Source organism: Providencia sp. PROV116, from assembly GCF_028482485.1.
In the GTDB taxonomy this organism is placed as follows: Bacteria; Pseudomonadota; Gammaproteobacteria; order Enterobacterales; family Enterobacteriaceae; genus Providencia; species Providencia rettgeri.
The window spans coordinates 125,978-150,225 of the sequence record NZ_JAMPQO010000015.1; the positions used below are offsets into that span (position 1 = coordinate 125,978).

General features: G+C 42.8%; 23 protein-coding genes and 1 pseudogene. 18 read left to right on the plus strand and 6 right to left on the minus strand.

Features of this window, described 5'->3' with window-relative positions; genetic code table 11:
• Nucleotides 1–46: 46 nt before the first annotated feature.
• The 7 genes from PSE72_RS11545 (at nt 47) to PSE72_RS11575 (ending at nt 7,128) form a co-directional block, all read left to right on the plus strand.
• Complete coding sequence (locus PSE72_RS11545) at nt 47–730, plus strand: hypothetical protein (protein WP_042851463.1); 684 nt, start codon at nt 47–49, stop codon at nt 728–730.
• Between the two features lie 63 nt (nt 731–793).
• Entirely contained in the window at nt 794–1,372 is a 579-nt protein-coding gene (gene nfuA, locus PSE72_RS11550) for a Fe-S biogenesis protein NfuA (RefSeq protein WP_004266130.1), read from the plus strand.
• An 88-nt stretch (nt 1,373–1,460) separates the two neighbouring features.
• A complete protein-coding gene (glpE, locus tag PSE72_RS11555; protein ID WP_004266131.1) occupies nt 1,461–1,784 on the plus strand; it encodes a thiosulfate sulfurtransferase GlpE in 324 nt (107 codons plus the stop codon).
• Between the two features lie 16 nt (nt 1,785–1,800).
• Nucleotides 1,801–2,646 (plus strand): rhomboid family intramembrane serine protease GlpG, encoded by an 846-nt coding sequence (glpG, locus tag PSE72_RS11560; RefSeq protein ID WP_004266132.1) that lies wholly within the window; start codon nt 1,801–1,803, stop codon nt 2,644–2,646.
• A gap of 28 nt (nt 2,647–2,674) precedes the next feature.
• A complete protein-coding gene (locus PSE72_RS11565) occupies nt 2,675–3,433 on the plus strand; it encodes a DeoR/GlpR family transcriptional regulator (RefSeq protein ID WP_004262881.1) in 759 nt (252 codons plus the stop codon).
• A gap of 295 nt (nt 3,434–3,728) precedes the next feature.
• Nucleotides 3,729–5,219, plus strand: coding sequence for a glycerol-3-phosphate dehydrogenase (glpD, locus tag PSE72_RS11570; RefSeq protein WP_198641931.1), 1,491 nt, complete (start codon nt 3,729–3,731; stop codon nt 5,217–5,219).
• A 337-nt stretch (nt 5,220–5,556) separates the two neighbouring features.
• The gene (locus PSE72_RS11575; RefSeq protein ID WP_117162931.1) at nt 5,557–7,128 is read left to right on the plus strand and encodes an ATP-binding cassette domain-containing protein; all 1,572 of its coding nucleotides are present in this window, start codon (nt 5,557–5,559) and stop codon (nt 7,126–7,128) included.
• 41 nt (nt 7,129–7,169) lie between these two features.
• On the opposite strand, the gene PSE72_RS11580 is transcribed toward PSE72_RS11575, so the two are convergent.
• The 3 genes from PSE72_RS11580 to PSE72_RS11590 are packed head-to-tail and all read right to left on the minus strand — an operon-like array spanning nt 7,170 to nt 8,617.
• Nucleotides 7,170–7,694, minus strand: coding sequence for a DUF2569 family protein (locus PSE72_RS11580; RefSeq protein WP_198641933.1), 525 nt, complete (start codon nt 7,692–7,694; stop codon nt 7,170–7,172).
• 11 nt (nt 7,695–7,705) lie between these two features.
• On the minus strand, nt 7,706–8,065 hold the full coding sequence (locus PSE72_RS11585) for a DUF488 domain-containing protein (protein ID WP_115168235.1): 360 nt from the start codon (nt 8,063–8,065) through the stop codon (nt 7,706–7,708).
• Nucleotides 8,066–8,104: 39 nt separating this feature from the next.
• The gene (locus PSE72_RS11590) at nt 8,105–8,617 is read right to left on the minus strand and encodes a DUF2569 domain-containing protein (protein ID WP_004266137.1); all 513 of its coding nucleotides are present in this window, start codon (nt 8,615–8,617) and stop codon (nt 8,105–8,107) included.
• 151 nt (nt 8,618–8,768) lie between these two features.
• Between PSE72_RS11590 and PSE72_RS11595 the strand changes: the two genes are divergently transcribed.
• A complete protein-coding gene (locus tag PSE72_RS11595) occupies nt 8,769–9,668 on the plus strand; it encodes a DNA-3-methyladenine glycosylase family protein (RefSeq protein ID WP_115166376.1) in 900 nt (299 codons plus the stop codon).
• Between the two features lie 57 nt (nt 9,669–9,725).
• Here PSE72_RS11595 and poxB read toward each other — a convergent pair whose 3' ends face one another.
• The gene (gene poxB / locus PSE72_RS11600) at nt 9,726–11,450 is read right to left on the minus strand and encodes a ubiquinone-dependent pyruvate dehydrogenase (protein WP_115166375.1); all 1,725 of its coding nucleotides are present in this window, start codon (nt 11,448–11,450) and stop codon (nt 9,726–9,728) included.
• 821 nt (nt 11,451–12,271) lie between these two features.
• Here poxB and proP point away from each other — a divergent pair.
• From proP to PSE72_RS11615, 3 genes are all read left to right on the plus strand, one after another.
• Complete coding sequence (proP, locus tag PSE72_RS11605) at nt 12,272–13,774, plus strand: glycine betaine/L-proline transporter ProP (RefSeq protein ID WP_004262894.1); 1,503 nt, start codon at nt 12,272–12,274, stop codon at nt 13,772–13,774.
• A 169-nt stretch (nt 13,775–13,943) separates the two neighbouring features.
• Nucleotides 13,944–15,386 carry a deoxyribodipyrimidine photo-lyase gene (gene phrB, locus PSE72_RS11610; protein WP_217007858.1) on the plus strand — a complete coding sequence of 481 codons (1,443 nt, stop codon included), beginning with the start codon at nt 13,944–13,946 and terminating at the stop codon, nt 15,384–15,386.
• A gap of 79 nt (nt 15,387–15,465) precedes the next feature.
• On the plus strand, nt 15,466–15,777 hold the full coding sequence (locus tag PSE72_RS11615; RefSeq protein WP_115166374.1) for a monooxygenase: 312 nt from the start codon (nt 15,466–15,468) through the stop codon (nt 15,775–15,777).
• A gap of 34 nt (nt 15,778–15,811) precedes the next feature.
• Here PSE72_RS11615 and PSE72_RS11620 read toward each other — a convergent pair.
• Both PSE72_RS11620 and paaZ read right to left on the minus strand, forming a co-directional pair.
• Nucleotides 15,812–16,582, minus strand: a pseudogene (locus PSE72_RS11620) (class I SAM-dependent methyltransferase); the annotation flags it as partial.
• Nucleotides 16,583–16,671: 89 nt separating this feature from the next.
• The gene (gene paaZ / locus PSE72_RS11625) at nt 16,672–18,735 is read right to left on the minus strand and encodes a phenylacetic acid degradation bifunctional protein PaaZ (protein WP_198641936.1); all 2,064 of its coding nucleotides are present in this window, start codon (nt 18,733–18,735) and stop codon (nt 16,672–16,674) included.
• A gap of 322 nt (nt 18,736–19,057) precedes the next feature.
• Between paaZ and paaA the strand changes: the two genes are divergently transcribed.
• Genes paaA through paaG form a run of 7 tightly spaced genes read left to right on the plus strand, consistent with a single transcriptional unit; the run spans nt 19,058 to nt 24,246 of the window.
• Entirely contained in the window at nt 19,058–19,996 is a 939-nt protein-coding gene (gene paaA, locus PSE72_RS11630) for a 1,2-phenylacetyl-CoA epoxidase subunit PaaA (RefSeq protein ID WP_115166373.1), read from the plus strand.
• Between the two features lie 31 nt (nt 19,997–20,027).
• Nucleotides 20,028–20,315, plus strand: coding sequence for a 1,2-phenylacetyl-CoA epoxidase subunit PaaB (paaB, locus tag PSE72_RS11635; RefSeq protein ID WP_004262911.1), 288 nt, complete (start codon nt 20,028–20,030; stop codon nt 20,313–20,315).
• A gap of 10 nt (nt 20,316–20,325) precedes the next feature.
• Entirely contained in the window at nt 20,326–21,084 is a 759-nt protein-coding gene (paaC, locus tag PSE72_RS11640; protein WP_004266145.1) for a 1,2-phenylacetyl-CoA epoxidase subunit PaaC, read from the plus strand.
• 4 nt (nt 21,085–21,088) lie between these two features.
• Entirely contained in the window at nt 21,089–21,598 is a 510-nt protein-coding gene (gene paaD, locus PSE72_RS11645) for a 1,2-phenylacetyl-CoA epoxidase subunit PaaD (protein WP_109912376.1), read from the plus strand.
• A gap of 10 nt (nt 21,599–21,608) precedes the next feature.
• A complete protein-coding gene (gene paaE, locus PSE72_RS11650; RefSeq protein ID WP_115166372.1) occupies nt 21,609–22,667 on the plus strand; it encodes a 1,2-phenylacetyl-CoA epoxidase subunit PaaE in 1,059 nt (352 codons plus the stop codon).
• 8 nt (nt 22,668–22,675) lie between these two features.
• Nucleotides 22,676–23,449, plus strand: a complete 774-nt coding sequence (gene paaF / locus PSE72_RS11655) for a 2,3-dehydroadipyl-CoA hydratase PaaF (protein WP_115166371.1) — start codon at nt 22,676–22,678, stop codon at nt 23,447–23,449.
• Nucleotides 23,450–23,451: 2 nt separating this feature from the next.
• The gene (gene paaG, locus PSE72_RS11660) at nt 23,452–24,246 is read left to right on the plus strand and encodes a 2-(1,2-epoxy-1,2-dihydrophenyl)acetyl-CoA isomerase PaaG (protein ID WP_115166370.1); all 795 of its coding nucleotides are present in this window, start codon (nt 23,452–23,454) and stop codon (nt 24,244–24,246) included.
• Nucleotides 24,247–24,248 lie beyond the last annotated feature (2 nt).

A 24,248-nucleotide genomic window follows, 5' to 3' on the forward strand; every position in this document is an offset into this window, starting at 1 on the left:
TCTCTTCATTCATTTATTTGTCAATTCGTTTTAACGGGACGCTACTATGCTAACAATGGAGGGGGGCTGCTGGCTATGTCACCAATCACTAAAATTAACTCATCAGGGTGTTTGTCATTTTTGCCTCAAAGGACTACCTAAAATGCCAACCTGCTGTTTACGCTGCGCTTTACCCTGTGAGCAGCCTACCATGGAGTGCGGACGTTGCCTAAAAAACCCTCCCGCATGGCAGAGAATTATCACAGTAACCCCGTACCAAGGCGCTTTACGCTTGTTAATCCATCGTTTTAAATTTCAAAAACAATCTCAACTTGCTTTTACTCTAGCACGAATTTTTGCGTTATTTTGGCTCACGGGTTACCGCCAACAAAAATGGCAAAAACCGGACTTAATCATCACCATTCCACTGCATCGCCGCCGTCTGTGGTGGAGAGGATTTGACCATATGGCATTAATAGGCGAAAATTTATCCAGATGGTTAAATATCCCCTATTCGCAAAATTCATTATCACGTAGTCGTGCTACACTGGCACAGATTACACTAAAACGTGAGTATCGCCGAAATAACCTAAAGGGAGCATTTACCTTAAACAACTCGGTTTCAAACCTACATGTTGCTGTTCTTGATGATGTTATTACAACAGGTTCCACCATGAATACCGCAGCACAATTGTTGATTTGTGCGGGTGTACATACTGTTGATGCATGGTCACTGTGTCGCACCTTGTAGGAAAGGGGTAAATGGGCGTATTATAACCAACTAAAGCAGTCAACTATTATTGAGCAAATGATTATGATTAATATTACTGAAGCAGCACAGGCTCATTTTGCCAAATTGTTGGAAAATCAAGAGCCAGGAACTCAAATCCGTGTTTTTGTTATCAACCCAGGCACACCAACCGCAGAGTGCGGTGTGTCATACTGCCCTCCGGGTGCCGTTGAAGCAACAGATAAAGAACTAAAGTTCGAGAAATTATCTGCTTATGTTGATGAAATTAGCGCGCCATTCTTAGATGATGCCGAGATTGACTTCGTTACCGACCAACTGGGCTCACAACTGACGTTAAAAGCACCAAACGCCAAAATGCGTAAGGTCTCTGATGACGCACCATTAATTGAACGTGTTGAGTATGTTTTACAGTCACAAATTAACCCTCAACTTGCCAGCCACGGTGGCCGTGTTTCCCTGATGGAAATCACCGATGAAGGCTTTGCAATTCTGCAATTTGGTGGCGGCTGTAACGGTTGTTCAATGGTTGATGTCACTCTTAAAGAAGGTATCGAAAAAGAACTTCTCAAAATGTTTGAAGGTGAGCTAAAAGGCGTTAAAGACCTGACTGAACACCAACGTGGCGAGCACTCTTTCTACTAATCAATACCACGAGTATTTGGCACTTGGTTTTTTACGGGTGCCTCTCATTAACCTTTTATCGGTTGTTACCTACTGTATTTGGTATTTTATGGACCATTTTGAAACACTAACACCAGAGCAAGCTTACCAACATTGGGTGGACGGTACTGCCATATTGGTAGATGTACGAGACCCACAAAGTTTCCGCGCAGGCCATGCTAGTGGGGCCTATCACCTCACCAATGAGTCACTAAGCCAATTTCTAGAACAAACGGATTACGAACAACCAGTTATGGTGATGTGTTACCATGGGCACAGTAGCCAAGGCGCTGCACAATATCTGATCAACATTGGCTTTGAATCTGTATACAGCATCAATGGTGGATTTGAAGCATGGTTAAGGGAATATCCACAAGCCGTTACGGCTCTCTAGATGAGAAAACGCATTCATGATCCACATCACCTCTTTTGCTAATCCTAGAATGGCACAAGCCTTTGTTGACTATATGGCTAGCAAAAATATCCACTTAATAATAAAGCCATCACAGGAACAAGCCGTCTTTGAGCTTTGGCTAGAAGATGAGCAATTTCAATCTCAAACCCAGAAAGAATTAGATATTTTTTTACAAGATCCAAATCACCCCCGCTATCTAGAAGCCAGTTGGCACACGGGAAGCGCAGATACCCAGTTTCAATATCGTAACTACCTGACCTGGGGCTACCTTAAAGAACAATCTGGCCCTTTAACTATCGCTGTTATTTTATTGTCGATTGTTGTATATCTTTGGGTAGAAATGACCGATGCCCGAGAAGTTCTACGCTATTTAGCATGGCCTATTGGCGACCAACAAACGGAACTTTGGCGTTGGTTTAGCCCTGCATTGGTGCACTTTTCGCTATCACATATTGGTTTCAACCTTGCGCTATGGTGGTTTCTGGCTGGGCAAGTTGAGCGAAAGCTGGGAACGGGTAAATTATTCACTATCTTACTAGTCTCTGCACTGTTTAGTAACTGGGGGCAGTCGCTGTTTAGTGAAAACAACTTTGGCGGCTTATCTGGTGTCGTCTATGCCCTTGTCAGCTATGTGTGGTTAACGGGTGAACGTCGGCCTGAAAGTGGCATCAGCGTCCCTCGAGGGTTAATGATATTCTCTATTATCTGGCTTTTTTTCGGTTACTTCGATGTTTTAGGTATGCATATTGCGAATGCCGCACATACTTCAGGGTTAATTATCGGCTTATTGATGGGAGTATGGGATAATAGGCACAGTTTTAAACACCAGAGCTCCAGATAAAACATTTTAATAATTAGAGGCTAACGCTGTGAAACAAACCCAGAGACATGATGCAATAGTTGAGCTTGTGCGTCTTCAGGGATATGTCAGTACTGAAGAACTCGTCGAACACTTTGAGGTAAGCCCTCAAACAATCCGTCGAGACCTCAATGACCTCGCTGAACAAAATAAAATTCAGCGGCACCACGGTGGTGCAGCACTGCCTTCAAGTTCCGTGAATGCGGCTTATAATGACCGTAAAATCATGTGGTCAGATGAAAAAGCGCGTATCGCACAACATGTTGCGAGCCAAATTCCTGACGGTGCAACATTGTTTATAGATATTGGTACCACTCCCGAAGCCGTTGCTCACGCATTGGTTAATCACAAAAACCTACGCGTGGTGACCAATAACCTTAATGTCGCCACATTACTGATGCCAAAAGAAGACTTCCGCCTAATTTTAGCGGGGGGTGAAGTTCGCTCAAGAGATGGCGGTATTGTCGGTGAAGCGACCCTCGATTTTATTTCTCAATTTAGGTTAGATTACGGTATTTTGGGTATCAGTGGTATTGATATGGATGGCTCATTACTTGAGTTCGATTACCATGAAGTTCGTACCAAACGCGCGATTATTGAAAACTCACGCTGTGTCATGCTCGTCACCGACCATTCTAAATTTGGTCGTAACGCGATGGTTAATTTGGGCAATATGAACCTGATTGACTACTTATTTACGGATAAACAGCCACCTGACAGCATTCTCAAAGTCATTGAGCAACATAATGTTCAATTAGAGCTTTGTTAATCAAATAATTATCTTAATGATGGTAGCGCCCGCTGCCATCATACTTCTTAGTATCCTTCCCTATTTTAGTCTCCCCCGCCTTGCCATTGTTTTTTTCTTTTTCGCGCGAAACTCTCTTTTTTTCATTGTAAATAACAATATTTTATTTGTGGGTATTGAAAAAAAATTGTTACCAATATCACGCAGTTGTTATTTTTTTCATTAATAATAGTTGGCATCACTATCTATTTTGACTACAATCAAATGAGCGAAAACGAACATTATTGAAAGTGTTTCGAACATCTCAGGGGGATGCATGGAAACTAAAGACTTGATTGTCATCGGCGGCGGGATCAACGGCGCTGGTATTGCAGCAGATGCTGCAGGTCGTGGATTATCGGTATTACTGCTCGAAGCTCAAGACTTGGCAAGTGCGACTTCATCTGCGAGTTCTAAACTCATTCACGGTGGCTTACGTTATTTAGAGCATTATGAATTTAGATTAGTGAGCGAAGCATTGGCTGAACGTGAAGTGCTATTACGATTAGCACCACATATAGCCTTCCCAATGCGCTTCCGCTTACCTCATCAGCCTCATTTACGTCCAGCTTGGATGATCCGCATTGGCCTATTCTTATATGACCATTTAGGCAAACGTGTCAGCTTACCAAGCAGTAAAGGTCTGAAATTCAACCAACACTCTGTACTCAAACCTGAATTAACGAAAGGTTTTGAATATTCCGATTGTTGGGTTGATGATGCGCGTTTAGTTGTGTTAAACGCTCAAGAAGTGGTACGTAAGAATGGTGAGGTTCGTACTCGCACAAAAGTGACTCGCGCCTACCGTGAAAACGGTTTATGGGTTGTTGAAGCTCAAGACTTACGTACGGGTGAAACTCATACATGGAAAGCGAAAGGGCTGGTTAATGCCACAGGGCCTTGGGTAAAAGAGTTCTTTGATGATGGACTGAAATTAAAATCACCTTATGGTATTCGCCTAATCAAAGGTAGCCACATTGTCGTTCCACGCGCACATGATGAACCACAAGCGTACATCTTACAAAATGAAGATAACCGTATTGTATTTGTTATCCCGTGGATGGATGAGTTTTCTATCATCGGTACGACTGACGTAGAATATAAAGGCGACCCGAAAGACGTCAAAATTGATGAAAACGAAGTTAACTATTTACTGAAAGTGTATAACGACCACTTCAAAAAGCAGTTAACCGTGAGTGATATTGTTTGGGATTATTCAGGTGTTCGCCCTCTGTGCGACGATGAATCAGACTCACCACAAGCCATTACTCGTGATTACACATTGGATATTCACGATGAACAAGGCCAAGCGCCATTGTTGTCTGTATTTGGTGGTAAATTAACGACTTATCGTAAGTTAGCGGAAGCCGCTGTGAATAAATTAGCGACTTACTATCCAAATGCAGGTAGCCCATGGACCAAAAATGGCCAATTACCGGGTGGTGATATCGAAGGTTGTGACCGTGATGGTTATGCACGCGTGTTGCGTCAACATTATCAATGGCTTCCTGAAGGCTTAGCGCTACGTTTTGCCAGAACCTACGGTAGCAACAGTAAATTAATCCTTGAAGGCGCGAATTCACTCAGCGACCTCGGTGAAGCATTCTCTGCGAATGTCTACGAAGCGGAATTACGTTACTTAGTCAAACATGAATGGGTAACAGAGTTGGATGATGCTATTTGGCGTCGCACTAAATTGGGTATGTGGCTGAATGAAGAAGAAAAGCAGCGCATTGCTCAATGGTTGTCAGAGAATACCTCTGCATAATCGTAAAAATCTCGTTGTTATAAAATCTCGTTGTTAATGGAAAAAGCCAGTCGCTATTATTGACTGGTTTTTTCTATTATTAAATCGTTAGCACGACTTTCAGAAAAAACCCAATCACGATAAGTTGCATAAATCAATTTAACCTGTTTATAATGTGTGCGAATTTATCGCTCACCCAACTTCGCAGGTACGCCTCACGATGAACTAAGCACTGCCAGAAAATATTTTCCAATACCCTTTTGGTATTCATTTTTCTGTTCCTGGCAGGCAACCGCTTTCATCGACGCTTCTTGATAAGTCAACGACGTTGTCTGTCCTCATTATTTTGGAGGTGCATATGACGATTGCTTGTCACTTTTCACAGCTCAATATTGAATTTAACCAAACCGCCCTTTTTCCTCCGTTAAGCGGGACGCTGTCATGCCAAAAAAATGCCCTAATTGGTCATAATGGCAAAGGAAAATCTGTCTTGATGCGTATTCTTGCTGACCAATTATCCCCTACGCAAGGGAATGTACATTGGAACCTTCCCTTTATCTATGTCGAGCAATTAACGCGACTAACTGGCGAAACACTCGTCGATGCCTTAGGCATGAATGAACTTTATCACGCATTTTCACGCATTGAGGCAGGGAATGGTTCTTTGGCAGATTTTGAACTAACGGAAGATAAATGGCATTTACCTTCCCAATGGCAAAGTTTATTGGATTCATCAGGACTCGCTATCTCAATGGAAGCCCCCATTGCCCATTTAAGTGGGGGGGAACGTACTCGCCTAGCCCTTTGTCGTGCATTTCTTCATCAAAACCACTTTTTGCTACTTGATGAACCAGATAACCATTTAGATACACAAAGTCGGCAATGGCTCAATCAAAAGCTTACTGAGCATCGAGCTGGTTGTCTCATTATTTCTCACAACAGAACCCTATTAGAAGAAATGGATACCATTTTTGAGTTAACGGAAAAAGGCTTACATGAATATGGGGGAAATTATACGTTATACGATACCCAAAAAAACTTGGAAATCGCTGCAATTGACGCACAAGGTGAACGCTTAGAAAAACGCATTCACCAAGAGAAAAAACAACAGCAAGCCACATTACAAAAAGCCGCTCAACGCAAAAAACAAGGTGAAAAAATTCGCTATGGTGGGTCGCAATCCTTACTGCTGCTTGATATGCAGAAAAATCGTGCGGAGAAAAAGCAATCAAATGTCGCAGAGCGGCACCAACGAGTGATGGATAATCTACAAAACCAGCAACAGGAAAACCAAGAAAGAGCTCGCCATATCAAGCCGCAAAAAATGACGATTAACTATCAAAATGAAGGAAATAAAGTCACAATTTTTGCTTCTGACTTGCGTTTGCTTTACGGTTATTCGTCACCACTCTCATTCACTGTATACAGTGGAGAGCACTGGCATATTCAAGGAGTTAATGGTTGCGGTAAATCAACGCTACTTAAAGTGCTTGCAGGCCTGTTGCCATCATCTTCAGGAGAGTACCGCCTAAGCGGTGAGTTTTGCTATTTAGATCAACACCTCAATTTACTCGATAAAACATTGCCTGTCGCTGAAGCGCTTTATCAATACCAACCTGTATTTACTGTAGAACAGTGGCGCACGCAATTAGGCATGTTGCGGATACGAGGAGATAAGTCATTGTTACCACTACAGCAGCTCAGTGGTGGTGAGCAGCTAAAAGCAACGCTATTGGCACTCACACATAGCCCGAGTCCACCCGCTATTTTATTACTCGACGAGCCCGATAATCATTTAGACTTAGATTCAAAACAACTACTTGAAGCGCTATTGCAGGACTACCAAGGAACACTATTACTGGTTTCCCACGATGACGCGTTTATTGCAAACTGCAATATAACCCACACTCTAAATCTTTCTGATAAATAACCGTATGTTAGGCCACTACTAATATGGAGTGGCCAGATACTTTAATGGATAAACGTATTTTTGACGCGATGTGAAACTAAAAAGTAGGGGATCCATAACACACAATAGAAGCTGCCATTTATGGCTGTAATAATATTTGAGTGATTAATTTCCAATCCAAATATATATGGGAATACAAAACGGGCAACCAATACCATTAAAGTAAATAACACCATAGTGATGATAAATAGCCACTTCGCTTGTTTTTTCCATTTAACTGCGGCGATAAATGTCCAAAGAAACAGTGCAATCAAAACACCATAACCTAGTTGCAAGAGATAGAAACCTGTCGCAAAACCTGGAATATAAAAATCAGAATCCGCTTGAGTTGCCAATGGCCATGCGGTTTGAACTTGTGAAATTTCTTGCAATAACATCATGACTGTTTTGTACAGCATATAAAACAGTCCGATAATTGGTAAAATTAACCAGCCACTAATCCCCTGTAACGGCTTTTTAACCGTTGGTTGAGCCACCGATGATATTATTGCTGGCTCTGTTTGTGTGGTTGATTGCTGAATATCCATTCCGATAACCTTTATTTACTTTTACTTTGCATTTTATCTTCAAGAAATGCTTTGAGTACAATTGCTTGATTATATTCTGTATTTTTAGCACTGTATAACAGTGTTAAATCACCTTGTTTTGCCTGAGAAACCAACGCCTGCCAAGCCGTTGTGTTATTAAGTTCCTGCTGATATCGTTCGATAAACTGTGCAAACTGATCTGTGTTCTGATGAAACCATTTACGCAGTTCATTAGAAGGTGCAACGTCTTTATTCCAAGAGTCGTGTTGTAAATCTGTTTTTTTTATTCCTCTTGGCCACAGTCTATCAATAAGCACACGGTAGCCATCGTTATCGTCAACAGGGTCATAAACTCGTTTGCATTTAATCATCATTTACCTACCCAATAAAAAATCACAAAATTTTATTTGTTAATTTACAAAGGTATTTTTAACTCGCCTTGAAACTAAAAAATACGGTATCCAAATTGCACAAGCAATTAGTGCCCGAAAAATATCTTTGATATCCGAGGATTCAACTTCTAAATCCAATAAAATACTTGCGAGTATGATATCCGTAACCGTCAAAACTAACGAAAAGATCTGGAAAAAAATATAAATTTTAATTGTGAGTTTTTTCTTTGTAAAAAAGACATAACTTAGAAAAAGCAAGGTCGCGTATAAAATAACGTTACCTAAAACCTCAAAGTAGATGAGCTCTTTAAATAATGGAATAAATGAGCTTGATTGTGGGTCTGTTAATTCAATCCAATACTCAATCACTTGAACATTTTGCTCATAAATAGAAAAAGGCAAAATAATCAAAGACAAAACTATCCCTAACATGGGTAAAATAAGCCATCCACCAATGCCTGTTAATTCTTGCCTTGGTTGTGATGATGGTACCGAAGTGCCATGAGATGAACTGTGACCCTCAGTTTTCATTTACACTTCCTTATTAAATGGATAAATAATATCAGTACAAAATAAATAGCTCTGTACAAGATAACATATCTGCTCTGTAAAAAATGAGTAACTAAATGCGCTAATTCACAATAATATTGTGAATAAAGAAAAATCTGACAAGGCCATCATTATGCAAATATTTACCGCACAGCTAACTCTCCCTACCAATTACCTTTATGGTGATTTTTTTGCCTTTCATCTGAGAGATCAACACAATGTCGCGGAAATAGTGGAAAAAAACACATTACACAAGGGCATAATATGGCAACAACATGCAACAAAAATGACATTGGAGCTTCAAAAGCAACACGCAACGATTTCATTAGCAATTGACTCCCCATCTGTCATTATCAATGAACCAGACCTATTAACGCTGGCACAGCATGTACTCGGCTTAAAACAGAATATTGATGAGTTCGAAAAACACTACCTTGAAACTCCAGTACTTGGTCAGCTCATTGGAAAGCAAAGAGGATTAAGGATTTATCAATCTGCCAGCGCATTTGAAGCGTTAGTTTGGGCTATTATAGGCCAACAAATTAGTGTTCATGCGGCTATCGCCATTCGTCGGCGCTTTATTCAAGCTGTGGGAATTCAGCACACTTCAGGTATTTGGTGTTTCCCCGACACTCCACAAATCAAGTTAGTTGATGACGAAACCCTGCGCAAAACAGGCTTTTCAAAAGGTAAGATTGTCGCCCTCAGAGCCCTTTGTGAAGCCATCGAAAATCAACAAATTGATTTATCACAGCAGGTTACTCACTCCAATGCGAATCAAATAACTGAGCAATTATTACAAATCAAAGGTATTGGCCCTTGGACTGTGAGCTATGCTTTACTACGAGGATTCAATTACTTAGATGGCTCATTACATGGGGATGTAGCGGTAAGACGTAATCTGCAAACATTGCTCGCGAAATCAGAACAGCCTACCGCCAAAGAAACGGAAAAATGGTTGGAGCAATTCTCCCCATGGCGCGCACTGGTTGCCGCCCATTTGTGGCGTAGTCAGTCAGCCGCAGGATATTGATAAATAAAAAAGCCCAATCCATCTGAATTGGGCTTTCCCGCTATTCACAATAATGACTTAACGTAGCCAGTTTGTTTTCACTAATTGAACGACTTCATCACCGCGACCACTCATAATCGCTTTTAACATATATAGGCTAAAGCCTTTTGCTTCTTGTGCTGCGATTTCTGGCGGCATAGACAGCTCTTGTTTGGCAGTCAAGACATCAACCACCACTGGCCCATTATGGGCAAAAGCTTCTTTTAATGCACCGTCTAGATCTTCACTTTTTTCAACACGAATGCCTTTGATACCCGCGGCACTCGCAATCGCTGCAAAGTTAGGGTTCTGTAAATCTGTTCCCGCAGTCAAGAAACCTGCCACTTTCATTTCCATGGCCACAAAACCAAGTACGCCATTGTTATGAATGATGATTTTTACTGGCAATTGCATTTGGGAAAGAGAGATAAAATCCCCCATTAGCATACTGAAACCGCCATCACCGCACATTGCAACCACTTGGCGTTTTTTATCAACGGCTTGTGCACCGATAGCCTGTGGCATCGCGTTCGCCATTGATCCATGGTTAAAGGAGCCAATTAAACGGCGCTTACCGTTCATTTTCAAATAACGCGCGGCCCATACTGTCGGGGTTCCCACGTCACAAGTGAAAATCGCGTCATCGGCGGCTAATTCACTAATTTTTGTTGCAAGATACTGTGGATGTATTAATCCTTCATGACCCGGTTTAGCGAGGTCATCTAACCCTTTTCTAGCCTCTGCATAATGTTTTAAAGCGCCATCAAGGTGTTTTGTATCCTGTTTAGCCTCTAAATGTGGCTGTAATGCATCTAATGTTGCTTTGATATCACCAATCAGACCCATATCTATATGGCAATGAGAACCCAAACTACCTGCATTAATATCAACCTGAATAATTTTAGCTTCGCTTGGATAGAAAGGACGGTATGGAAATTGTGTTCCTAACAAAACAACCGTATCTGCGTTCATCATCGCGTGGTAACCCGATGAAAAACCTATCAAGCCTGTCATTCCAACACTGTATGGATTATTCCATTCAATATGTTCTTTACCACGTAACGCATGTACTACCGGTGCTTTTAGTGTTTCTGCTAGCTTAACCACTTCATCGTGAGCGCCTGCGCAGCCATTTCCACAGAATAACGTGATATTCTTAGATTGATTCAGCAATTCGGCGAGTTTTTCGATTTCACTCCGCTGAGGCATAATAAGTGGCGCTTGTGGCTGATACCATGTTTCTTTCGCTGATTCTGGTGCATCTTTTAGCGCAATATCCCCCGGTATTACGACCACTGATACCCCTTTATTCAAAATTGCTTTACGCATAGCGATGCCAAGGACCTGTGGAATTTGCTCTGGGTTAGAGACCATTTCACAGTAATGGCTGCATTCACGGAATAATTCAGTTGGGTGAGTTTCTTGGAAATAATTACTACCAATTTCGCTGGATGGAATATGAGCAGCAATCGCCAATACGGGTACGCGATTACGGTGGCAATCATACAACCCATTAATAAGATGCATATTTCCTGGCCCGCAAGAGCCTGCACATACGGCTAAATTACCGGTTAGCTGAGCTTCTGAACCCGCAGCAAAGGCAGCCACTTCCTCATGACGAGTTCCTAGCCACTCAATAGCGCCTTGATGACGTAAGCTGTCGGTTAAGCCATTTAACGAGTCTCCTGTAACGCCCCAAATACGTTTAACACCTGCATTATCAAGTACTTTTGCAATATAGGATGCAACACTCTGTTTTTTCATAATGGCACTCTTTTAAGTCGGATGTGATACCCTTGATATCTTGCAGTACAAAATATGAAGGGTATTTTTAGATGCATAACAACATTCAAAATAGAATTTTGTCATACTCGCTTATATCAAACCCAATATCGACAATAGATTGATTGTAACTAAGTAAATTCCTCATTCCTACTCATCAAATTAAATATAAAATAGAACAGCATAATCCACCGTTATTATCAAAAGAAGAGGATAGCAACAAGATAAATAAATAGACGAGTTATTAATAGGTTAAGCAAAACAAGAGCATCGTAAAAGGATGGGGTTATCTTCATATATTCTTCATCGCAACAATACCATTATTTCGACCATATTAAATTGCTAACCTTATATATTTATGACAGGCTAAAACTCACCTATCAAAATGTATTAAATTGATTTTAAACAATTTATTTTACACTATCCTTTCCTGAGCCTCTATTTTTTCAATTATTCAGTTCAATCATTATATTACTAACACAAAATCCTACTAAGGCATATGAATTAGTATAAAACACCTATATTTTACATTTGTTCGATATTAATGTAGTATTAGTACTGTATTTTTTAACTCAAGGTGGCTTTTTTGCTGTATTCAAAAGACAAACGCTCTCATTATTCTACCCATTACGTACCTATTTTAGCCTGTTATTTCAGCTCTACATAAAAACACTAAAAACTTATCTATTACGTAAACAACGTCTATTCTAAATAATAAGGTTTTATATTTTACCGATGTATGAAAACCCACATCTTAAATGCTGTTGTTTCGGTTATTGAAATTAAAATAAGAGGATGGTTTCATGAGATTCAAGAAGAAAAAAGAAAAACCGTTAAATATTAGTGATATTACTATTATTGATGACGGTAAACTCAAAAAAGCAATTACCGCGGCTTCGCTGGGTAATGCGATGGAATGGTTTGATTTTGGGGTATACGGTTTCTTAGCCTATGTTCTAGGTCAGGTTTTCTTTCCGGACGCATCACCGAGCGTACAGATGATTGCCGCATTAGCCACTTTCTCCGTGCCTTTCTTAGTTAGGCCATTAGGCGGCGTCGTTTTTGGTATCTTAGGTGACAAATACGGCCGTCAAAAAGTCCTTTCGATGACGATTATCATCATGGCAGTCAGTACCTTCTGTATTGGTTTGATTCCATCTTATGAGAGCATCGGTATCTGGGCCCCCATTCTGTTATTAATTGCTAAGTTAGCTCAAGGTTTCTCGGTAGGTGGTGAATATTCCGGTGCTGCAATCTTTGTTGCTGAATACTCACCAGACCGTAAACGTGGCTTTATGGGAAGTTGGTTAGACTTTGGCTCTATCGCCGGTTTTGTCTTAGGTGCGGGTGTCGTAGTACTAATTTCCAGTATCGTTGGGGAAGCTAACTTCCATGATTGGGGCTGGAGAATTCCGTTCTTCTTAGCGTTACCGTTAGGGATCATTGGGTTATATCTACGTCATTCACTGGAAGAAACTCCTGCGTTCCAACAACATGTTGAATCGTTAGAAAAACAAGATAAAGCCAATATTCAAAATCCACCAAAAATCTCAGTACGTGAAGTGGCGACTAAGTATTGGAAAAGCTTGATGATTTGTGTTGGCTTGGTTATCGCAACCAACGTGACTTACTATATGTTGCTGACCTACATGCCAAGTTACTTATCACACAACCTGAATTACTCTACTGACCATGGTGTGCTAATTATTATTGCAATTATGATTGGTATGTTATTTGTTCAACCGATTATCGGTTTAACCAGTGATAAAATTGGTCGTCGCCCATTTGTCATTACCGGTAGCGTAGGGCTGATTTTATTGGCATACCCTGCGTTTATGTTAATCAACAGTGGTTCTGTTGGCTTAATTTTCCTGGGTTTATTGATTTTAGCGGTGCTGTTGAACTGTTTTACAGGGGTTATGGCTTCCATTTTACCCGCGATTTTCCCAACTCATATTCGTTACAGTGCGTTAGCTATTGCCTTTAATATTTCAGTATTAATTGCCGGTGCGACACCGACTGTTGCAGCATGGTTGGTCGAATCAACTACTGACTTATACATGCCAGCGTATTACTTAATCGTAATTGCTTTAATTGGCTTATATACAGGTATCAGAATGCCAGAAACGGCCAATAAACCATTACGTGGTGCAACACCAGCAGCATCAGATAAAGCCGAGGCAAAAGAAATTCTTAGCGAGCACTTTGACAATATTGAGCAAAAAGTTGAAGATATTGACCAACAAATTGCTGAGCTTGAGAAAAAACGCCAATCCTTAATCAATCAGCATCCTAAATTAGATTAAATATGAAAGGGCCGTTTACCGGCCCTTTCAGGTTGTTGACAAAGCGGGATAAACACGTGGTTTTTCCCGCTTTGTGTTATCAGCCGAAAATCAATAAATTGATTTTCCTAGTTTATTTTCAAAACCTATTGTTTTGATTCCAACAAAACATCAACCAAGGGGGGAGGTAATGGCAGCCAAACACGTTTGTCATCTTATCTGGTTTCGTCATGATCTACGGGTCACCGATAACAAAGCGCTTTCCTCCGCCTGTGCAGACCCAGATGCGAAAGTCATTGCCCTTTTTACTGCAACCCCTAAGCAGTGGCAACAACATGATATGGCTGAGCGACAAATCTCATTCATTCACCAAAACCTTGCTGAACTGCAAAATTCACTCGCTGAGCTTGGTATTCCACTGGTTTGTCAAACTGTGGCTAATTTTGCCGACGCAGCACAATGGGTACTCGATTACGCAAAGACACAGCAAGCGGATGCCTTGTTTTTTAATCGGCAATATGAGTGGAACGAAAAACAACGAGACGAGTGGTTAATCAATCAACCTCATGGGTTGCATATCCATGCTTTCGATGACTATTTATTACTACCACCCGGCTCCGTGACGACTCAAAAAGGGGAGATGTATCAAGTTTATACTCCCTTTCGCCGAGCCTTCCTCACCCAACTTACCGTGACAGATTGCCGTTCACTACGAGCCCCAGAAAAACGAGCTGCCCCTATCAACATTGATAGGGCTTCACCGTTATTTCCACATCAGCCAATTGAAGACTCCCAGCAATTTCCTGCCGGTGAAAAATCGGCTTTAACGCGACTCAGGCAGTTTTGTTCCCTGAAAGTCGGCGATTATCAAAATGATAGAGATATTCCCTCTATTGATGGTACCAGCCAATTATCACCTTATCTCGCGGTGGGGGTGCTATCCCCTCGCCAATGCTTCAACCGATTACAAGCAGAGAACCCCCAAGTGTTAGATCACCCTGATAGTGGGGCGTTCACGTGGTTAAATGAGTTAGTCTGGCGTGAATTTTATTCACATCTTTTAGTCGCATTTCCACGCCTAAGCCGCCACCAACCATTTATTGAATGGACACAACATATTCACTGGAATGATTCTTCGACCGATTTTGCAGCATGGAAAACAGGACAAACGGGTTATCCTATTGTGGACGCGGCTATGCGCCAACTGAATACAACGGGCTGGATGCATAACCGTCTACGAATGATTGTGGCCAGTTTTTTAGTCAAAGACTTACTGATTGATTGGCGCAAAGGTGAAAAATACTTTATGAGCCAACTGCTTGATGGCAGCTTAGCCGCGAACAACGGCGGTTGGCAGTGGTCAGCCTCAACAGGCGTTGATGCCTCTCCTTGGTTTCGTATCTTTAACCCAACCACTCAAGGGAAGAAGTTTGACGCACAAGGGGCTTTTATTCGCCACTGGCTGCCCGAATTGCAGCAAGTGCCCGACAAATATATTCATACACCACATGAATGGGCTGTAACCAGCAACACAGCGCTTAATTACCCAGAACCCATTGTTGACCATAAACAAGCTCGGTTAGCGACTCTAGCTGCATTTGAGGCAGGTAAACGTAATAGTTTGAAGCAATAAGTCGTTTGAAATACGATGAATAGCAAAGTTATTATTTACTTTAAGGGTTACTATAGCGCCTCAATCATAAGGAGCAGATATGAGCGTTATTTTACAAGTTGATTTTCCGTATCAGGGGCCATGGGGTGATGAAATGATATCCGCAATGAATGATTTGGCGGAATCAATTAACCAAGAGCCGGGCTTTATTTGGAAGATTTGGACTGAAAACCCACAAACGCAAATGGCAGGTGGTGTGTATCTGTTTGCTTCAGAAACTGATGCACAAGCTTATCTCACCAAGCACAGTGCACGATTAAAATCCTTTGGTATTCCTGATGTTCGCGGTGCGATTTTTGCAGTAAATAACGCGCTTAGCCAATTAAACCAAGCGCAGTTTTTAGCACAATAATTTTTATCACAACAATTTTTAGCGCAATAAATAGTTATTGGCACTGAAATTCAAACAACATCACATCTGAGGTAAATGAGCCATCGGCTTGTACTGCAAAGTGGCTTTTTACCTCATCACTTAATGTTCCTTGGTAGTGGCGGATAGCCTCGACGAATGGCTGTGGTGTCCGCATTCGTTCAACCCAACTGGTAAATTCCAATGCTAAACGGAAACTTTGCACCCGACGAACAAATAGCCCCGCACTATTAAACATACCAGACCATTCTCCAGCAGAATAATCACGAATGTGTGAGGTATCCCGAAGCACTTCGACCGTTTGTAAGTAAATATCCAATAATGGATGTCCCGGTGATACCACATCAATAAAGATGCCTTTTCCACCCGGTTTGAGCACTCGGCGCACCTCACGTAGCGCTTGTTCCACATCGTGCCAATGGTGTGCTGAGTAACGGCTAATCACTCGGTCAAAACAATGATCACCAAACGGTAGAGACTCCGCAGTACCTTTGCAGGTTGTGATATTATTTAATTCACGTTCTTGTGCATTGTTAGCCACAACATTGAGCATTGAGTCGGACAAATCATAAGCCGTCACTGACTTCACTAACGGTGCTGCATGAAAGCTGACATGCCCTGCACCACAGCCAAGGTCAAGCACGTCTTCATCCTGACAACCTTGTAGCAATTGTTGCAAAACAAGTAGGTCTTCACCTTGTGCATGAACTTGGCTGGTTAAATACGAATTGGCTTGCTGGTCAAATTGTTGATAAACCGCTTGGTGGTGCGTTTTCATCTTTGTTTCCCTACATTCTGTTGCTGGTCACTCATCACAACAGAAAATGATTGAAAAAGCACCTATTAGCTCAATAATTAATTCACTCCGTATAATGATTAATGAAAATCACCAACACGACGCTCCACCAGCGTTAAAATACTGTACAACGCCACAACGGTGTCATCCTGATTAAACACTTGCACGTCCCATTCAACAACGCCATTTGGCTTATCTTCAGCGAGTTTTTGCGTTTTTTTGATCTTTTTCTTGCACGTTAGGCGAACTTGTATGGTGTCACCGATTTTCACAGGTTCAATAAAACGCAAACTTTCCATACCATAATTGGCGATCACGGGCCCAACCCCTGCATCAACAAATAGCCCCGCTGCGGCTGAAACGACAAAATAGCCGTGCGCAATTCGTTCACCAAATAACGACTGTGCCGCACCAATTTTATCAACGTGAACATAAAAATTATCACCGCTGAGACAGGCAAAATTAGCAATATCTGCTTCTGTAACGGTACGCCTTGCGGTCAGTAACGTGTCGCCAATTGCTAAGTCTTCAAAATGTTTGCGGAATGGATGAACCACATCAGCGATGGTATCTGCACCGCGGATCCATTGCTTAGTAATTGCCGTTAGCATAGAAGGGCTACCTTGAATAGCCGTACGCTGCATATAGTGTTTGACTGCTCTCAACCCGCCGAGCTCTTCGCCACCACCTGCTCGGCCTGGACCGCCGTGTACCAGTAACGGAAGCGGTGAACCATGGCCTGTGGACTCCGCGGCTGATGCTTCATTTAAAATCAACATTCTCCCATGTGCCCGCGCACCGGCACGAATGACCGCTTGTGCGACTTGTGCGTCAGCAGTGACTAACGTCCCCGCAAGGCTTCCTCCACCTAAAATCGCTAACTGCACCGCCTGTTCGATATTGTCATAGCTCATTAATGTGGCAACGGGACCAAAAGCTTCAATTTCATGCACCGCTGTAGATTTAAAAGGCTCTGCACAATACAACAACGTTGGCGGATAGAACGCTCCATGTTGGCTATCTCCCCCAATAACTTCCAACTTTTCAAATTGCCCACCACATAGGACATCACAGCCATGATCACATAAATAATTCACTTTCTCTTGTACGTCTTGGCGCTGCTCTAAGTTAATCAATGCCCCCATTCTGACCCCTTCAACCGCAGGGTCACCCACTGTTGTAGCGGATAAGCGTTTCAATAATGCCTGCTTCACATTTTCGAGCTGCTTTTTCGGAACAATAATACGACGGATCGCAGTACATTTTTGGCCCGCTTTCGCGGTCATTTCTCGAGTGACTTCTTTAATAAATAAAGCAAATTCAGGCTGATCTGGCTGGACGTCATCACCTAAAATTGCACAGTTCAACGAGTCCGCTTCCATAGTGAAAGGGACTGATTTAGCCGTAATACGTGGATGCGATTTCAGCTTTTGCCCTGTACTCGCCGACCCCGTAAAAGTCACAACATCTTCAAAATCAAGGTGTTCAAACATATCGCCAACACCACCGCAAACCAGTTGTATTGCGCCATCAGGCACTAAACCGCTATCAACCATTAGCTTCACCATCGCCTGTGTTAACTGTGCTGAGGCGGTTGCGGGTTTGATGATGGCTGGCATGCCAGCAAGCCATGTGGGTGCCAATTTTTCTAACATTCCCCAACAAGGGAAGTTAAATGCATTAATGTGCAGAGCAACGCCACGACGAGACGTTAAAATATGATGGCCAATAAATTGCCCTTGCTTTGATAACGGGATCATTTCATCTTCTGGCCAAATAGTGTCATCCGGTAGCTCACGGTTAGCGAGCCCCGAATAAGAAAACAGTGTGGCAATTCCCCCTTCGATATCCACCCAGCTATCCGCTTTAGTTGCACCAGTTTGTGCCGAAATCGCATATAACTGGGCTTTATGTTCCAGTAGGTATTTTGCGAGTGCCTTGAGCATCTGCCCACGTTGCTGGAATGTCATCGCCGACAATATTTCGCCTCCTACTTGGCGGCCATACTGCAAGCTTTCTGCTAGCGGCAACCCTTCTGTCGTCACTGTATATAAAGTTTCATTCGTTAGCGCATGGTGAATTTTTCGCCCTTCGCCCTCACCTTGTACCCATTTGCCCATAATGTAACTTGTTAAATGCTGCATATTCCTCTCCAGAAATAAAAACACCAATTCAAATTAGATAACAAATATGTATCATAAAAATAAGCATAGAAGCTAATTTAAATTTAACAAATTAAGAACAGTTTTATATAAAATGCCTATTTCCATTAAAACCACACAAAAAACAATAATTTTAATTAATTGTTTTTATTGTAATTTACTTTATTGATTGTGAAGCCACTCGCAAAACAAGGTTAATAAACATTGATCTTTTTGTTAACACTTCCTAGCATTGATGTTAAATAAATATGATTCATTATTTTCATATAAATAAACATTAGCGAATCATTTAATGGAAAAATCAATGAGCGAGCAAAATCAGGCTAACTTCGAAGCCAAAATCGAAGCCGATATTTCCATCGAGCCCAAGGATTGGATGCCCGATGCGTATCGGCAAAACCTTATCCGCCAAATTGGCCAACATGCCCATTCAGAAGTCGTCGGCATGTTACCAGAAGCGAATTGGCTTACACGAGCACCGACATTGCGTCGTAAAGCAATTTTACTGGCCAAAATTCAAGATGAAGCAGGCCATGGTTTATACCTGTATAGCGCAGCCGAAACTCTCGGTTGCTCTCGTCAAGATATCTACCAAAAGTTACTTGATGAAAAAATGAAATATTCCTCCATTTTTAACTACCCGACATTAAGTTGGGCTGATGTAGGCGTGGTTGGATGGCTTGTCGATGGTGCGGCAATTGTGAACCAAGTAGCACTGTGCCGTGCCTCATATGGTCCCTATGCCAGAGCGATGGTGAAAATCTGTAAAGAAGAAAGTTTTCACCAACGCCAGGGTTATGAAGCTGTGATGGCGCTTGCACAAGGCACCGATGAGCAAAAAGCCATGCTGCAAGATGCGATAAACCGCTTTTGGTGGCCCGTTCTCACGATGTTCGGTCCAAATGATTCGGACTCCCCGCACAGCGCTCAAAGCATGGCTTGGAAAATTAAGCGCTTCAGTAATGATGAGCTGCGGCAAAAATTTGTTGATAACACCGTTCCGCAAGTGGAAGCGTTAGGTATGACGATCCCTGACCCTGATCTGGTTTGGGATGAAGAACTTGGTCATTACCGCTTTGGTGAAATCGATTGGGAAGAGTTTTATCAGGTGATTAAAGGCAATGGCATTTGTAATCACGAACGCCTTAGCGCTAAGCGCAAAGGGTGGGAAGACGGCGCATGGGTACGTGAAGGTGCAATGGCACATAGTCGCAAGCAAAAATCCGTTAAAACAGCGGCTTAATCACTGACCATTTTACAAAAAGGAAAACACCATGAGCAATCAAGATTGGCCTTTATATGAAGTTTTTGTCCGTAGTAAGCAAGGGCTTGCGCATCGCCATGTTGGTAGTTTACATGCTGCTGATGACCAAATGGCACTAGAAAATGCCCGCGATGCGTATACAAGGCGCAGTGAAGGCTGCTCAATTTGGGTGGTTAAAGCCGCACATTTAATTGCCTCACAACCTGAAGATAAAAGCACATTTTTCGACCCTGCAGATACCAAGGTCTATCGTCACCCAACCTTCTATACCATCCCTGATGGTATCAAGAATATGTAAGGAGCTTGCCATGAACCAACAACAACAGCTCCACGATTACACATTACGACTTGGCGATACCCCCTTAATTTTAGCGCAGCGCCTGTGCGAATGGTGCGGCCATGCCCCTGAGCTCGAAATTGACCTTGCGTTATCCAATATCGGCTTAGATTTGCTAGGGCAAGCGCGTAACTTTTTAAACTATGCCGCGCAATTAAAAGGGCCTGAATGCGATGAAGACACCCTTGCCTTCTTGCGCGATGAACGAGAGTTCAGCAATTTATTATTGGTTGAACAACCCAACAATGGCTTTGATGACACTTTAGTGCGCCAATTTTTTATGGATGCATATCATGTTCCATTATATGAAGCGCTAATTCATAGCCGTGATGAACAACTGTCTGCCATTGCTGAGAAGTCCCTCAAAGAAGCCGTTTATCACTTGCGTTTTAGTCGTGGCTGGATGGTCCGTTTAGGGGATGGCAGTGAAGAAAGCCATCAACGAATCCAACGTTCAGTCAATGAGTTATGGCGTTTTACTGGCGAACTTTTCCATGCTGATGACGTTGAAATCGCACTTAGCGAATTAGGCATCGCTGTTGACCCACGTTCTTTACAAGCCGCATGGTTAAACACCATTAACGAAACATTCACTGAAGCGACCCTCACTGTGCCAGAGAAAAAAGCGTATCGCTTAGGCGGCAAGCAAGGCAGCCATACTGAGCACTTGGGTTTGTTATTAACGCAATTGCAGTTTGTGCAACGCGCTTACCCGAACTGCCAGTGGTGATGTTATGGAACAGAGACTGCAACATCGCGAGCTTCAATCGCCCCAGGTTCACCAGATCTGGCAGCAGCTCCACCAAATACCCGATCCTGAACTACCCGCACTCTCTATTACTGATCTTGGCATGATCCGCAACGTGTTGCCGGCAGCTCAGGGCTGGAAAGTTATTTTTACACCTACCTATTCAGGTTGCCCAGCAACTGAATTTTTAATCAATGAAATCAAAACTGTTCTCGGTAATGCCGGTTTTCCAAATATCGACATCGAAATTCTGTTAACACCCGCTTGGACAACGGATTGGATGAACCAAGATGCGAAAAGACGCTTGCGTGAATTTGGTATCGCACCTCCGCAAGGTACGTCCTGCGAGCACCCAGAACACAAAGGCGCGGTTCGTTGCCCACGTTGTGACAGCGAGCAGACCGAAAAAATTAGTGAATTTGGTTCCACTGCATGTAAGGCATTGTATCGATGCACTGAATGCTTAGAACCGTTTGATTACTTTAAATGTATTTAGGGGCACCCATATGACTGTATTTCATCGTTTAAGTATTGCTGCCATTGAGCGTGACACCCCTGAAGCTGTCGCCATTACTTTTAACGTACCAGATACATTACGAGAGCAATATCATTACCGCCCAGGGCAACACCTGACATTAAAAGCCTCTATCAATGGCGAAAACCTACGCCGCTGTTATTCCATTTGCAGCTCACCGGATGAAAACACGCTAAAAATTGGGGTGAAAGCGATTTACGAAGGGCGTTTCTCTAATTTCGTTAACCAAGAGTTACGAGTTGGCGATAGCCTTGATGTGATGGTTCCACAGGGGCAATTTGGTTACCAACCCGCAGCAGATACCCATGCACATTACCTTGCCGTCGCTGCTGGCTCTGGGATCACGCCATTGCTCTCCATCATTAAAGCCACATTACAAACTGAGCCAAAAAGCAGTTTTGTACTGATTTATGGTAATCGAAATAGTCGCTCAGTGATGTTTAAAGAGAGCATTTCAGACCTAAAAAATCGTTTTGCAACACGCTTCCAAGTTCTCTACCTGTTCAGCCAAGAACAGCAAGATAGCGAGCTACTCAGCGGTAGAATTAACCAACAACAACTCAGAGCCTTAAATAACACCTTATTGAATTTTAAGCAATTTGACCGAGCATTTATTTGTGGGCCCGACAGCATGATGGATGAGGTTCACGACACTTTAGTCGGTTATGGCATGCCTAAAGAATATGTTCACACCGAGCGTTTCAATACTTCAGGCACTAAATTCAAACCCGTAACCGCCATGACTAGCGAAACACGCCAAGTCAGTATTCACCTCGATGGTAGAACCATGGACATCGCCATGGATAGCCAAGACGACAGTATTTTGGATGCCGCACTGCGCCAAGGCGCGGATTTACCCTACGCCTGTAAAGGCGGCGTTTGCGCAACCTGCAAATGTAAATTGCGTTCTGGTGAAGTGGAAATGGGGGTCAATTACAGCCTTGAGCCCGACCAAATCGCGGCTGGGTACATTCTTAGCTGCCAAGCGTGGCCAAAAGGCGATGGCGTTGTTTTAGACTTTGACGTGTAGGAACTGTAATGGAAAACCATTGGATTTTATCACAACAACATAACCGGGTTTTGACTCTGACGTTAAACCGCCCAGAAGTACGTAATGCCCTGAGCACCGCCTGTTTAGAATTGCTGGTTCAGCACCTCGAGCAAGCGCAAATCAATGATGAGATTGGTGCGATCGTGATCACCGGAAATCCGCGTTTTTTCGCTGCAGGAGCCGATCTTAAAGAACTACAGCAACAAACTGTTGCTAATGCGATCACCGATAAACGCCCCCAAGTTTGGCACAGGTTATCCGCGATATCAAAACCCATTATTAGTGCTGTGAATGGTTATGCACTGGGTGCAGGTTTTGAATTATTACTCGCCAGCGACATCATTATTGCTGGTGAATCAGCTCGTTTCGGTTTACCCGAAATTACTCTGGGTTTAATGCCCGGAGCCGGGGGGACACAGCGTTTAATTCGTGCCGTGGGCAAATCCCTCGCCATGCAAATGGTACTAACAGGTGAACCAATCAGTGCTAAACATGCGTTGCAAGCAGGGTTAATCAGTGAAATTTGTGTGGATGAATTGGTGCTAGAACGCGCCCAAAAGCTGGCAGAGCACATCGCAATGCATGCGCCTTTAGCCGTACAAGCCGCAAAAGCATCACTGGTGCATTCTCAAGAAAACCATCTTACCGAGGGGTTACAACTTGAGCGCCAATATTTTGTGACTTTAGCGGGTACCAACGATCGACGTGAAGGGATCGAGGCATTCTTCGAAAAACGAAAACCTCAATTTACAGGACAATAATCATGAATAATGAAGCAATGATCCTCACTACGTTAGAAAATGGGGTTCTCACCATCACTCTCAACCGCCCTGATAGGCTGAATAGCTTTAATGATGAGATGCATCGCCAACTCAGTGAGGCTATCAAAATAGCGGAACGCGATGAAACCGTACGCTGTTTAGTGATCACCGGTGCAGGCCGTGGATTTTGTGCCGGACAAGATCTAAATGATCGCAATGTGAGCGTGGGCAGTGACGCTCCTGATCTCGGATTCTCCGTTGAAACTTACTATAACCCCTTGATCCGCCGCCTAACCGCATTACCGAAACCGATTATTTGCGCGGTCAATGGTGTGGCCGCAGGTGCAGGCGCCGCCATTGCACTCGCAGGCGATATTGTCATTGCCGCAAAAAATGCCAGTTTTATTCAATCTTTTTGCCGCCTTGGCTTGGTTCCTGACTCAGGAGGAAGCTGGTTTTTACCTCAATTAGCAGGCCATGCACGGGCAATGGGGATGGCATTATTAGGCGATAAAATAAGTGCGGAGCAAGCATTACAGTGGGGAATGATTTGGCAGGTCACTGAAAATGAAGAACTCATTAATACCACTCAACAGCTCGCACAACACCTTGCAACCCAACCGACTTATGGTTTAGGGCTTATCAAAAAGGCCATTTATGCCGCGGCAACCAATACTCTCGATGAGCAACTCAACCTTGAGCGTGACTTACAACGCCTTGGCGGTCGAAGTGAGGATTATCGCGAAGGGGTCAATGCTTTTTTAAATAAACGTGAACCCCTGTTCAAAGGATGCTAACC

Coding starts and splice junctions, on each gene's coding strand:
- glpD (WP_198641931.1), top strand. CDS start 3,729: ATGGAAACTAAAGACTTGATTGTCATCGGCGGCGGGATCAACGGCGCT.
- PSE72_RS11615 (WP_115166374.1), top strand. CDS start 15,466: ATGAGCGTTATTTTACAAGTTGATTTTCCGTATCAGGGGCCATGGGGT.
- PSE72_RS11585 (WP_115168235.1), bottom strand. CDS start 8,065: ATGATTAAATGCAAACGAGTTTATGACCCTGTTGACGATAACGATGGC.
- PSE72_RS11590 (WP_004266137.1), bottom strand. CDS start 8,617: ATGAAAACTGAGGGTCACAGTTCATCTCATGGCACTTCGGTACCATCA.
- PSE72_RS11595 (WP_115166376.1), top strand. CDS start 8,769: ATGCAAATATTTACCGCACAGCTAACTCTCCCTACCAATTACCTTTAT.
- PSE72_RS11545 (WP_042851463.1), top strand. CDS start 47: ATGCTAACAATGGAGGGGGGCTGCTGGCTATGTCACCAATCACTAAAA.
- nfuA (WP_004266130.1), top strand. CDS start 794: ATGATTAATATTACTGAAGCAGCACAGGCTCATTTTGCCAAATTGTTG.
- proP (WP_004262894.1), top strand. CDS start 12,272: ATGAGATTCAAGAAGAAAAAAGAAAAACCGTTAAATATTAGTGATATT.
- phrB (WP_217007858.1), top strand. CDS start 13,944: ATGGCAGCCAAACACGTTTGTCATCTTATCTGGTTTCGTCATGATCTA.
- paaG (WP_115166370.1), top strand. CDS start 23,452: ATGAATAATGAAGCAATGATCCTCACTACGTTAGAAAATGGGGTTCTC.
- poxB (WP_115166375.1), bottom strand. CDS start 11,450: ATGAAAAAACAGAGTGTTGCATCCTATATTGCAAAAGTACTTGATAAT.
- paaA (WP_115166373.1), top strand. CDS start 19,058: ATGAGCGAGCAAAATCAGGCTAACTTCGAAGCCAAAATCGAAGCCGAT.
- PSE72_RS11580 (WP_198641933.1), bottom strand. CDS start 7,694: ATGGATATTCAGCAATCAACCACACAAACAGAGCCAGCAATAATATCA.
- paaC (WP_004266145.1), top strand. CDS start 20,326: ATGAACCAACAACAACAGCTCCACGATTACACATTACGACTTGGCGAT.
- PSE72_RS11575 (WP_117162931.1), top strand. CDS start 5,557: ATGACGATTGCTTGTCACTTTTCACAGCTCAATATTGAATTTAACCAA.
- paaB (WP_004262911.1), top strand. CDS start 20,028: ATGAGCAATCAAGATTGGCCTTTATATGAAGTTTTTGTCCGTAGTAAG.
- paaD (WP_109912376.1), top strand. CDS start 21,089: ATGGAACAGAGACTGCAACATCGCGAGCTTCAATCGCCCCAGGTTCAC.
- glpG (WP_004266132.1), top strand. CDS start 1,801: ATGATCCACATCACCTCTTTTGCTAATCCTAGAATGGCACAAGCCTTT.
- paaE (WP_115166372.1), top strand. CDS start 21,609: ATGACTGTATTTCATCGTTTAAGTATTGCTGCCATTGAGCGTGACACC.
- paaZ (WP_198641936.1), bottom strand. CDS start 18,735: ATGCAGCATTTAACAAGTTACATTATGGGCAAATGGGTACAAGGTGAG.
- paaF (WP_115166371.1), top strand. CDS start 22,676: ATGGAAAACCATTGGATTTTATCACAACAACATAACCGGGTTTTGACT.
- glpE (WP_004266131.1), top strand. CDS start 1,461: ATGGACCATTTTGAAACACTAACACCAGAGCAAGCTTACCAACATTGG.